The organism is Microcoleus sp., from assembly GCF_041354475.1.
Taxonomy (GTDB): Bacteria; Cyanobacteriota; Cyanobacteriia; order Cyanobacteriales; family Microcoleaceae; genus Microcoleus.
The window spans coordinates 79,680-90,875 of record NZ_JBGJZU010000017.1 but is presented as its reverse complement, the minus strand read 5'-3'; the positions used below and the strand labels follow the sequence as shown (position 1 = coordinate 90,875).

The 11,196-nt window shown below is 45.5% G+C and carries 9 protein-coding genes and 1 tRNA gene; 7 read left to right on the top strand and 3 right to left on the bottom strand.

What is annotated here, in order from left to right; all coding sequences use genetic code 11:
• A partial coding sequence (locus tag ACBR23_RS09475; RefSeq protein WP_371125641.1) for a hypothetical protein occupies positions 1-842 on the bottom strand: 842 nt, incomplete at its 3' end.
• Here ACBR23_RS09475 and ACBR23_RS09470 point away from each other — a divergent pair.
• From ACBR23_RS09470 to ACBR23_RS09460, 3 genes are all read left to right on the top strand, one after another.
• Positions 808-2,289 carry a CHAT domain-containing protein gene (locus ACBR23_RS09470; protein ID WP_371125640.1) on the top strand — a complete coding sequence of 494 codons (1,482 nt, stop codon included), beginning with the start codon at positions 808-810 and terminating at the stop codon, positions 2,287-2,289. The genes ACBR23_RS09475 and ACBR23_RS09470 overlap by 35 nt on opposite strands.
• 177 nt (positions 2,290-2,466) lie before the next feature.
• Complete coding sequence (gene ccsB, locus ACBR23_RS09465) at positions 2,467-3,537, top strand: c-type cytochrome biogenesis protein CcsB (protein ID WP_371119020.1); 1,071 nt, start codon at positions 2,467-2,469, stop codon at positions 3,535-3,537.
• A gap of 216 nt (positions 3,538-3,753) precedes the next feature.
• Positions 3,754-4,176, top strand: a complete 423-nt coding sequence (locus tag ACBR23_RS09460; protein ID WP_371119021.1) for a KGK domain-containing protein — start codon at positions 3,754-3,756, stop codon at positions 4,174-4,176.
• 485 nt (positions 4,177-4,661) lie between these two features.
• Here the strand turns inward: ACBR23_RS09460 and ACBR23_RS09455 are convergent.
• A tRNA-Thr gene (locus ACBR23_RS09455) sits at positions 4,662-4,734 on the bottom strand.
• A 152-nt stretch (positions 4,735-4,886) separates the two neighbouring features.
• Positions 4,887-7,046, bottom strand: a complete 2,160-nt coding sequence (locus ACBR23_RS09450) for a WD40 repeat domain-containing protein (protein WP_371115700.1) — start codon at positions 7,044-7,046, stop codon at positions 4,887-4,889.
• 537 nt (positions 7,047-7,583) lie between these two features.
• Here ACBR23_RS09450 and ACBR23_RS09445 point away from each other — a divergent pair.
• The 4 genes from ACBR23_RS09445 to ACBR23_RS09430 all read left to right on the top strand — a co-directional run bounded on the left by ACBR23_RS09445 (position 7,584) and on the right by ACBR23_RS09430 (position 11,126).
• Complete coding sequence (locus ACBR23_RS09445) at positions 7,584-8,732, top strand: sulfate ABC transporter substrate-binding protein (RefSeq protein WP_371119023.1); 1,149 nt, start codon at positions 7,584-7,586, stop codon at positions 8,730-8,732.
• 115 nt (positions 8,733-8,847) lie between these two features.
• Complete coding sequence (gene cysT / locus ACBR23_RS09440; protein ID WP_371119024.1) at positions 8,848-9,708, top strand: sulfate ABC transporter permease subunit CysT; 861 nt, start codon at positions 8,848-8,850, stop codon at positions 9,706-9,708.
• Positions 9,698-10,573 (top strand): sulfate ABC transporter permease subunit CysW, encoded by an 876-nt coding sequence (cysW, locus tag ACBR23_RS09435; RefSeq protein WP_371119025.1) that lies wholly within the window; start codon positions 9,698-9,700, stop codon positions 10,571-10,573. The genes cysT and cysW overlap by 11 nt, the downstream gene beginning before the upstream one ends.
• 193 nt (positions 10,574-10,766) lie before the next feature.
• Complete coding sequence (locus tag ACBR23_RS09430) at positions 10,767-11,126, top strand: NIL domain-containing protein (protein ID WP_371119026.1); 360 nt, start codon at positions 10,767-10,769, stop codon at positions 11,124-11,126.
• Positions 11,127-11,196 lie beyond the last annotated feature (70 nt).

The following is an 11,196-nucleotide window of genomic DNA, read 5'->3' as shown; positions in this document are numbered from 1 at the left end:
CCAAAACCTGCGCCAGTACCTGCACCCGTCAGTGTTGTACCTGCACCAACACCTGCGCCAGTACCTGCACCAACACCTGCACCAGCGCCAGCACCAGAAACCGTCACTGTTGTACCAGCACCAACTCCTGCGCCAGCACCTGCACCAGCACTAACTCCTGCACCAACACCTGCGCCAGTACCTGGACCAGCACTAACTCCTGCACCAACACCTGCACCAGCACTAACTCCTGCACCAACTCCTGCGCCAGCACCAGCACCAGTCAGTGTTGTGCCGATCGCTCCCATCATCCAAACACCAGCACCAGTCAGTGTTGTGCCGATCGCCCCCACCATCCAAACACCCGCGCCTGTCACAGTTGAGCCTAGCGCCCCCATCATCCAAATACCAGCAACCATTACAGTTGTACCTAGCGCCCCCATCATCCAAACACCAACACCCATCACAGTTGTACCTAGCGCCCCCATCATCCAAACACCCGCGCCTGTCACAGTTGAGCCGATCGCCCCCATCATCCAAACACCCGCACCAGTCACAGTTGAGCCGATCGCCCCCATCATCCAAACACCAACACCAGTCACAGTTGTACCTAGCACTCCCATCATCCAAACACCAACACCAGTCACAGTTGTACCTAGCACTCCCATCATCCAAACACCAACACCAGTCAATGTAGGGCCGATCGCTCCCACCATCCAAACACCAGCACCTATCACAGTTGTGCCGATCGCTCCCACCATCCAAACACCAGCGCTAACAGTAGCAACAGTCTCACCTCCGGCAGTTTCAGTTAATGGGATACCTGTTGTGCCTGCCGTCGCGCCCATTAATCTCGACACCATACCCAAACCGACTCTGCCTCCCACACTCCCAGTGAATCCCCTACCGATCGCAAATCCTGTATTTTCCCCGAACTCACAACAGCTTTATCAAATATCTAATTCCTTACAACAGCCAAATTTACCTTCAGCCACCAATATCAATACTTCTAATTGGCAAAGGAACCTTGACGCAGTTATTTTTCCCATAGAAGAAAGATTGACCAGGGATTTTGTTAATTATCTAAATTTGCCATCGACAAATGCGATCGCTACCCTAGAAGATGCTCAAAAGAAGCTTAGTGCCATCGAAAAAGCCACAGGCATTAAACCAGCTCTGATCTACATCACTTTTCTACCCAAAGGTAATACTATTGTCGATCGCTCCTACAGCGGTTCTTCAATCTTGCGAGTAGAACAGCAAATTCAAAACAGCGAGGAACTGGAACTAATACTGGTAACTGCTTCTGGCGAACCAATTCGCCGCAGGATACCCCTAACCTCCCGCACCGAAGTCCTAGCCTTAGTTCAGAAATTTCGCAATGAAGTTACTAATCCGGTGAAGCGCAATACTAAAAGTTATTTGCCTGTTGCTCAGCAGCTTTATCAAATGATGATAGCCCCCCTCGATGCTGAGCTCCAAGCGCGAGGCATTAACAATTTATCTTTTATCTCAGATATGGGGCTGCGATCGGTGCCCATGGCCGCCCTCCACGACGGGAAAGGTTTTCTGATCGAACGTTACAGTGTCGGCTCCATGCCCAGTCTCAGTTTGACTGATACCAGCACTAGCAATTTCAAAAATACCCAACTTCTGGCAATGGGGGCCTCGCAATTTGCGGATATGAGTCCTTTACCTGCGGTGGAAATAGAGGTATCCACCATCGCTCGGCAGGAGTGGCCAGGCAAGTCTTTCTTGAACCAAGCTTTCACTCTGGCAAATTTGAAATCCCAGCGCCAGCAGCAACCCTTTGGCATGATTCACCTGGCTACCCACGCCGAATTTAGATCGGGAGACCCCAGCAATTCTTTCATTCAATTGTGGGATACTAAATTGCGCTTAGATCAGTTGCGACAAATGAACTGGCACAGCCCCCAAGTTGAACTGTTGGTTTTGAGTGCTTGCAGGACTGCTGTGGGCGATCGGGATGCAGAGTTGGGCTTTGGCGGGTTAGCGGTGCAAGCAGGTGTTAAATCGGCTCTAGCTACTCTCTGGTATGTGAGCGATGAGGGGAGTTTGGGATTGATGTCCGAGTTTTACAGCCAGTTAAAAAATGCTCCGATTAAGGCAGAAGCCCTGCGACAAGCACAATTAGCGATGTTGCGCCAAACCGTCCGCATTGAAGGGGGAGTGCTGCACACTTCTTCTGGAAGCTTGCCTCTGCCACATTCAATACCCAACACAGGCAGTGGGAATTTTTCTCATCCCTATTATTGGTCGGCTTTTAGAATGATTGGCAATCCTTGGTAGTTAACATTATTCGATCGACTCTCCCAAGCAACCGCTAACACCACAGCACACTCACAGTCCCCACTTCTGAAAAAGTCGGGGATCTAAAGCCCGTCTCCATCACCCAAAAATCCCGAATCCCAGTACGATCGATCTAGTTAGTATCAAACAAATGAAAACTTTACCGGGGTAATTTTTATGGATCTGGTTGTATTCCAGAACTGGCTGGACAACATCTCCTTTGCCGTTCTCCTCTCAACAATGCTCGTTTACTGGGTTGGGGCTGCTTTTCCCGGCATTCCCTATTTGTCAGCCCTCGGCACCGCCGGAATGGCGATCGCCAATCTTTCCATTGCCGCCCTACTCGGTGCTCGATGGATAGAAGCCGGCTACTTCCCTCTGAGCAACCTTTACGAATCCCTATTTTTCCTCACTTGGGGAATCACCGCCATCCATCTAGTCGCGGAAAACATGAGTCGATCGCGCTTAGTAGGAGTAGCCACATCCCCCGTAGCCATGGCAATTTCCGCCTTTGCAGCCCTCACCCTGCCCGCAACCATGCAGTCGGCGGAACCCCTAGTACCAGCCCTCAAATCCAACTGGCTGATGATGCACGTCAGCGTCATGATGCTGAGTTATTCAACTTTAATGGTAGGAGCGCTACTGGCGATCGCCTTTTTAGTCGTCACCCGCGGTCAAAAAATCGAACTCACCGGCAGTTCCTTCGGTACCAACGGCAATCGCCACAGCAACTACCGCCTCCAACGCCCTCAAAACCCCGAACCTCAAATTGGCACCACCGCAGCCGACAGCGGATTAGCATTCAGCGAACCCTCTTTCAATTCCACCAATAACGGTTCGGCAACCACCGCAGTCCTAGAACTAGCAACAGTTCAAACCTCTTCCCACCCTCAATCTCAAACCGCAGAAATTCTCTCGCCCCAGCGATTGAATCTCGCATCAACTCTTGATAACATTAGCTATCGCATCATCGGTTTAGGATTTCCTTTACTGACTATTGGCATTATTGCCGGCGGTGTTTGGGCCAACGAAGCTTGGGGTTCTTACTGGAGTTGGGACCCGAAAGAAACCTGGGCATTGATTACTTGGTTAGTGTTTGCAGCCTACCTCCACGCCCGCATCACCCGCGGCTGGCAGGGAAGACGCCCAGCCATCTTAGCAGCCACAGGTTTTGTGGTGGTTTGGATTTGTTATCTAGGCGTTAATTTGTTAGGCAAGGGTTTACATTCCTACGGTTGGTTTTTCTAAAAAAAACCATTAACAGTTATTGTTACTGAGTTATTTGTTATTAGTTATTATTGATTAGTAACTGTTAATAAATAACTAATAACAACCCCTATAAATCAAAATTCAACAGTTAATTGTTGTCATTTTTTTTGGGTTAATAACTGCTAACAAAACACCACTAGAAAAAGCAGAAAATCAACATCGAACACTCAACTATTTCCTGAAATTACAATAGATATGAAACCCTCAAAAGTTTTTCTAAGAGAAGACGATGTTTTGTCTACTCCCGCCAGCGCTTTGATGTATCAATGTACTTTCAAAGTTAGCGAATTTTTGACTATTATGCAGTCAAAACTCCTAGAAGAAAGATTGTTTTTAGACGGTATGGATTGCGAACTTTTGAGTGCAGGTAAATCCTGGACAAAAGGAAAAGTCAGAGTGCGCCTGGAGTTTTACACCGACGAACAGGAAATAGAACAAAAATCTCTTCCGGCTGCTTCCGAGGACTCAGATACCGCACCAGAAAACACCCAAAATATCACGTCTCCAGTTACGGAAAATGACGGCTCAACTCTCCAAGATTCCACAGAAAATACTACTAACTTTCCTAGGTATAGGTATCGCAATAACAACCGTCATAGTGTAGGAATGTGGAGCTAAAAACCAGTATAATTTAGTTGGTTTTTAGTTGTTGTTTGTTGTTTATTGGTTGTTGATTCTTGTTTCTCAGAACTCATAACCAATAACTAAAAAAATCTTCCCAGACTCTAGCCAGCACTGACTATAGCCTTTCTCAGTTAGGTGGGTAATGGGTAATGGGTAATAGGTAATAGGGAACCCCCCCCTGCCCCCCCCAAGGGGGGATGGGGAAGAGCATGGGGCATTACTAATTACCAATTACCAATTACCCATTACCAATTACCTATTACCAATTCTCTTCGGGTGCCACCAGAATTGATAGAATATCAAATCCTCTTTTCATCCTCCTGTATTAAACTCTCTCTTCTCTTCCTTCGCGTCCTTAGCGCCTTCGCGGTTAAATCATTCCGATACAACCGGAATTAATATAAAAACAAAATACAGTTTAGGGCTACTTAAAATTAAAAAATCGTGAACGCACGAGGCTTTCACGAATTCTTTTTTAAAGCTGGTGACAGGATTTGAACCTGCGACAGGCTGATTACAAATCAGCTACTCTACCAACTGAGTTACACCAGCAACATAAACTAATATAGCAAACCGATCGCCATTAGCGCAACCCCCCCAGCCAAGTTTTTTTTCTAATTCGCCCAAAAGCCCTCCCCACAAAGGCTGAACCCCAATTATCTTTCTCAGAAGCTACCACAAACTGTCCACCAACTGCCAACCGACTAATCACACCGCCAAATCTTAATCGTCTCATCCGCACTTCCACTGACCAGTATATTGCCCAAAGGTGCGATCGCCACCGAATACACCGTACCCCCATGACCCTTAAGAGTGCTCAACAACTCCCCTGTCTGCAAATTCCAAATTTTCACCGTATTATCATCGCAGCCACTAGCCAAAGTTAAACCATCCCCACTAATCACCACCGAATCGCCCCGACTCACATAATTTTGCAAAATATGCACACCCTCATTACTTCCTAAAGTCCCCACACCATTATCTTTGTCATAATTAAAATTTAAAATCCGCAACAAACTGCCAGTCTGCAAATTCCGCAACTTAATCGTATAATCATTACTAACACTAGCCAGAATCTTGCCATCAGGTCCGATCGCCACAGAATTCACCCCAACATTCAACCCCGAAAGAGTCCGCAACAATTTACCAGTTTCCACATCCCAAATCTTACTCGTGGCATCAGAACTCCCGCTAGCCAAAATTTTACCATCCGGGCTAAAAACCACCGCATTCACATTATCAGAATGACCCTTCAAAGTCCGCAGCAACTCCCCACTACGCAAATTCCAAAGTTTAATCGTATTATCCGCCCCACCACAGCTAGCAATTACTCGCCCGTTGGGGCTAATCGCCACGGAATTCACCTCCATAGAATGTCCCGGAAAAGTACACAGCAACTCGCCATTATACAAATTCCAAAATTTAATAGTCTCGTCCGAACTACCGCTGGCTAGAATTTGCCCATCCGAACTAATAGCCACAGAATTTACTCGATCGGAATGTCCCGTTAGAGTACCAATTAATTCCCCGGTTTCTAAATTCCAAATCTTAATAGTTTTATCCCAACTACCACTCGCCAAAGTGAGACCATCAGGACTAATCGCCAAAGAATTAACAAAAGATGAATGTCCCGGTAGCGTGTGTACGCAGCGCCATTGATGATTTTTTAACTTATAAGCTAATTCCTTTGCCCGTTGCGATACCGCCAAGGCTTCTTCTCTACGTTTGAGTTCAGTCTCCTCCAAACGCTTGCGTTCTGCCTTAGCTTTGGCTTCTCGAAGTGCCAGCCGTCGCATTTCCCCCTCATAGGCTATTCGCTGCTGTTTCTGAATTTCTTTGAGAGTTTCAATATATGGCAATTCCCAATCTTGAGAAAACCATTCTTGAGCGAATTCTTGTTTTAAATTGAATAACTGAGGTTCGTGGGTGAAATCGATATTAAGATAATACAAATCTGCTAAAAACGCAGCCAATAATTTGTGAATAGTCACAATAATCTGCCTAATAATTCGCAGACTCATTTTTGAATCTTTGCCCTCTGCTTCCAACTGATGGTAAACTTCTTCCCAATTCCAAGGCTGCATCGCCACTAAAGAAACACTTTGATTGATAACTCCCCAAAAACCGACATGAAAATTCACTTCATAGTCGCTGATATCGCTATACAATATAGCTGTAGGCACTGGAGACAACACAGTCTGTAACCGCTCCACATCAATATCAGAAATGGGCTTTTTGAAATAATCTCCGTAAAACTGAACAGGACACAAATCTCCGTACTGAGGATAGTGTTGGTTCAAAAAAGCTCTCAACTTACCAGGAAGTTCGATATTCAGATTGTGGCGAAAGGAATCAGGGCAATCTTGGCTAATTTTGGCAGGAGCGACTAATAACAGCAATCGGTGTTGCTGCTGCTGCAAAATTTGTTCAGTTTCCTGCCTGCTCAAATTAGAAAACCAGTTGTCTCGGTCCCAAACAATTTGGATTTCGCTCAGCTTAACTCGAATTGCTTCTGCTTGAAACTCGCGCATTAATTCGCGACATAGCCGACTAATTGCCCGTCGGTCTCTCAATTCTTCTGCCTTAATTCGATTAGCGCGTTCTTCTTTGACCCATTCTTCATTTATATTGGCTATCTCCATTAATTCTTCTTCTCTAGCCTGGTGTCGCTGCAAATATTTAACCTGTGCTTTAATCCAGCGAGGGTCTTTTTTGATTTGTTGATTTAAAGTTGAAGAAGCCGATGGTTCAATTTCTGCAAAACGTTCGTTGACAGCGCTTGCTCCCAATCTTTCTCCTAATTCGTTGGCAATCGGCTTCAATAGTTCAATTAGGGCGTCTGAAATGGGGCGTAATAAGGACATAAGTTGCTACACATATAAAATAATGGCCAGGAAGAGGGACAGAGGAAATAGGTAAATAGTATAGTTGTGAGTTGTTGAAATTGCTTCATCAATCACAACACGAAGCGTTGCATGAGTTGGGGAATGGAAGAGTGTGAGCCTGTTTCTGATGCCTTTTTACCTTTGGTCTTTTGCCGATCGAGCGGGATTTTTTAGCCCCCGTTCAAAATGAATAAAAAAATCTACGACAGCTTAAAAGTTAAAATTTTTTGTGACTAGGCGGGGATTTGTTAGCGTCGCCTTTAGATTTAACCGATCGCACAGCCTCACCTAGTTATCCACACCTTAAATTAATAGTTTGTATATTATTTACATTTTACCGTAGATCTGCCTACAAAGCACTGATAAAAGAGACTCAGGCATATTCGATCGCCCGGACCTGCTGGCTACTCATTTTCCTATTGCCATTTTACTCGCTCTCGTATATGATTTGAACTCATGACAATAATTACGGTATTCCGACCTAATAACCGTACTTTAAGTAAAGGAACCAATATAATGAGTCCGTGGCAACGCCTAAGTCAACGTCTTCGCCAGTCACAACCGCAGCCAGTGGGCAAAAGTCAATTATTGACTTCGCTTAAAAGCTTTGTGTCGCTATTTTTACTGGGAATCACATTAAGTTTTGCGATCGCCTCCTGCGCGCCCACTAGCAACAACAATCCCGGAGCCAATCCCGGCGGGGCTTCTAGCCCAAGCGCCAACAAAAGCAACGTAGAATTAACCCTCGTTTCCTTCGCCGTCACCAAAGCCGCCCACGAAGCCATAATTCCCAAATTCGTAGCACAGTGGCAAAAAGAACAGGGCCAAACCGTCACATTCAGCCAAAGCTACGGCGGTTCCGGTTCCCAAACCAGAGCCGTAATTGACGGCTTAGAAGCAGACATCGTACACCTAGCCCTCGCCCTCGACACCAAAAAAATCGAAAAAGCCGGACTAATTGAGCCTGGGTGGGAAAAAGAAGTCCCTAACGAAGGCATAGTCAGCAAATCTGTAGCAGCGATAGTCACCCGCGATGGGAATCCTAAAGGCATCAAAAACTGGGAAGATTTAGCCAAAGATGGAGTAAAACTGATTACCGCCGATCCCAAAACATCGGGGGTAGCTCGCTGGAATTTTCTCGCACTTTGGGGCTCAGTGCTCAAAACCGGAGGAGACGATACCAAAGCATTGGACTTTACTAGCAAAGTCTACAAAAACGTCCCCATCTTAACTAAAGATGCCCGCGAAGCCACCGACGTATTTTTCAAACAAGGCCAAGGCGACGCCTTAATCAACTACGAAAACGAGATTATTTTGGCTGGTCAGAAAGGGGAAAAACCGACTTATACTATTCCCGAAGTCAATGTTTCCATCGACAATCCCATCGCCATTGTTGATAAAAATGTCACCAAACACGGCACCAAGGAAGTAGCCGAAGCCTTCGTCAAATTCCTGTACACCCCAGAAGCTCAACGAGAATTTGCCAAAGCCGGATTCCGCCCAGTAGATGCGACAGTAGCTGCGGAACCAGAATTTGCCCAAAAATATCCCCCCATCAAAACTTTATTTACAGCTCAAGATTTAGGAGGTTGGGGAGAAATTCAGAAGAAATTCTTCGATGACGGAGCTGTTTTTGACAAAATCCAAGGTTCAATTAAACGGTAGTAGCTGGGGCTGGTTACTGAGCGTAGTCGAAGTATACGAAATGATTGGTTTAGTCGAATATGCTTGGTAAAACCCTCCCCTAGGGCAATTCTTTCCAACTCAAAACTATTCTTATATGACTGTATCTTCTCCAACCAATAATCCTCAATCTCCGATCGAGCAGATCAAAAGGGCGATCGGCAAAATCACACTACCTTGGGGAATCACCCTCGGCTACCTCAGCCTCATGCTATTGCTCCCAGTGGCCGCCATGCTCTTGAAAGCCAGCACCGCAAACCCCGCCGAATTTTGGGCAATTGCCACAAGTCCCATCGCCCTTTCCGCCTACGATGTCACCTTCGTTACGGCATTAATTGCAGCATTAATTAACGGATTGTTCGGCACATTAATTGCCTGGGTTTTAGTCCGTTACAATTTTCCCTTAAAAAGGATTGTCGATGCGATCGTCGATTTGCCCTTTGCACTGCCCACTTCCGTTGCAGGTTTAACTCTCGCCACAGTTTACAGCGACAACGGCTGGATTGGTTCGCTGTTTGCACCCTTGGGAATCAAAATTTCCTTTACTCGCTTGGGCGTAGGTATAGCGATGATATTTATTTCCTTGCCATTTATCGTCCGAACTGTACAGCCAGTTTTAAACGAGATGGAAAAAGACATCGAAGAAGCAGCTTGGTGTCTAGGTGCTTCTCAATTTCAAACCTTTTGGCGAGTAGTTTTGCCGCCCCTATTTCCGTCTATTTTAACCGGAGTTGCCCTGGGATTTTCGCGAGCGGTTGGCGAGTACGGTTCTACTGTAATTGTCGCCTCTAACATACCGTTCAAAGATTTAATCGCCCCTGTTTTGATTTTTCAAAGATTGGAACAGTATGACTATGCAGGAGCCACAGTTATCGGCACTGTCATGTTAGCTATTTCCCTAAGTATGCTGTTTGCAATTAATCTTTTACAAGCATGGAGAAGACGCTATGACGGCTAATATTAATTCATCCACGAATTACAAACTTCCGGGCGGTAGTTCGACGCAGAGTCAGGAAAAACCATGGGTTAAGCCAACTTTAATCACCATTGCGATCGCCTATCTGGCTCTCGTCTTATTTATCCCCACCCTCAACGTTTTTTACCAAGCTTTCAGAAAGGGAGTAGAGCCATTTTTTGCTAACTTAACCTCGCCCGATTTTCTGCACGCAGCGCAACTTACCCTGGTGATTTCTCTGATAGTTGTGCCTGTAAATACAGTATTCGGTTTATGTGCAGCCTGGGTAATTGGTCGCAATAAATTTCCGGGTCGCACGCTATTAATCAGCATTTTAGATGTACCATTTGCCATATCTCCCGTAGTTGCAGGCTTAATGATTGTACTGCTTTACGGTCGGTTGGGATGGTTCGGTCCGTGGCTGGAAGCTGCTAATATTAAGGTAATTTTTGCCTTTCCGGGAATGGTGTTGGCTACTGCTTTTGTCACCCTACCTTTTGTGGCTCGCGAAGTAATTCCGGTGTTGGAAGAAGTCGGAACCGATCAAGAAGAGGCGGCGAAAACTTTGGGTGCAAATGATTGGCAAATTTTCTGGAATGTCACTCTTCCCAGTATTCGCTGGGGATTGCTTTACGGAGTAATTTTGACTAATGCTAGAGCCATGGGAGAATTTGGAGCTGTTTCTGTGGTTTCGGGAAATATTGCTAAAAAAACGCAAACTTTACCTTTGTTTGTAGAGGATGCTTACAAGCAGTATGCGACTCAAGCGGCTTTTTCAGCGGCGGTAGTTCTGGGTCTTTTAGCAGTTGTTACTCTCGTACTTAAGGAGATTTTGGAACGAAAAACTAGCATCAAAGAAGTTGAATAATAGTCAGTAGTCATTGGTTATTGGTCATTGGTCATTGGTCATTGGTAATTGGTTATGGGAAGCAAATAGCAAATAACCAATAACTCTTCGACTCCGCGATTTCTTAACCGCAAAGGTCTCCATCACAAATAACCAATAACAAAGAACCAATAACAAAGAACCAATAAATTGTAACAAACATTCGGAGGTTGAAATGTTAGACCACAATAGTAGCGAATCTCAATTTGAACCCATCGACAATTTTCATAAAACTCAAGAATCAGACCTTCCCAAATCCGACAGCGGCGATACCAGACCAACTCAAACCCGCATTCGCATTCGCGTTCCTAAAGAGTACCATCAGGAACCAGTCATCTCTAACCTGATTTCTGAATACGGTTTAAAGGTTAATTTTAATGGGGCTTTCTTGGGTGTCAAAAATTCTGATGACGGTTGGTTTGATTTGGAACTAAATGGTCCGGCGAAACAGATTGAGAGTGCTCTGATTTATCTCAATGATTTAGATGTGGAAATTTGGAGTAATTCCAATAATCCCGTTGAGGAAAGTTGGTAACTCACGATAACTAAGGACCAAGGGCTGTGAGATACCCGACTTGTTCATTGAGTCGGGTGTCTGGGTATTC

Bases quoted from the DNA above. Each gene is read 5' to 3' on its own strand.
- ccsB (WP_371119020.1), top strand. From the start codon at position 2,467: ATGGATCTGGTTGTATTCCAGAACTGGCTGGACAACATCTCCTTTGCC.
- ACBR23_RS09460 (WP_371119021.1), top strand. From the start codon at position 3,754: ATGAAACCCTCAAAAGTTTTTCTAAGAGAAGACGATGTTTTGTCTACT.
- ACBR23_RS09450 (WP_371115700.1), bottom strand. From the start codon at position 7,046: ATGTCCTTATTACGCCCCATTTCAGACGCCCTAATTGAACTATTGAAG.
- ACBR23_RS09445 (WP_371119023.1), top strand. From the start codon at position 7,584: ATGAGTCCGTGGCAACGCCTAAGTCAACGTCTTCGCCAGTCACAACCG.
- cysT (WP_371119024.1), top strand. From the start codon at position 8,848: ATGACTGTATCTTCTCCAACCAATAATCCTCAATCTCCGATCGAGCAG.
- cysW (WP_371119025.1), top strand. From the start codon at position 9,698: ATGACGGCTAATATTAATTCATCCACGAATTACAAACTTCCGGGCGGT.
- ACBR23_RS09430 (WP_371119026.1), top strand. From the start codon at position 10,767: ATGTTAGACCACAATAGTAGCGAATCTCAATTTGAACCCATCGACAAT.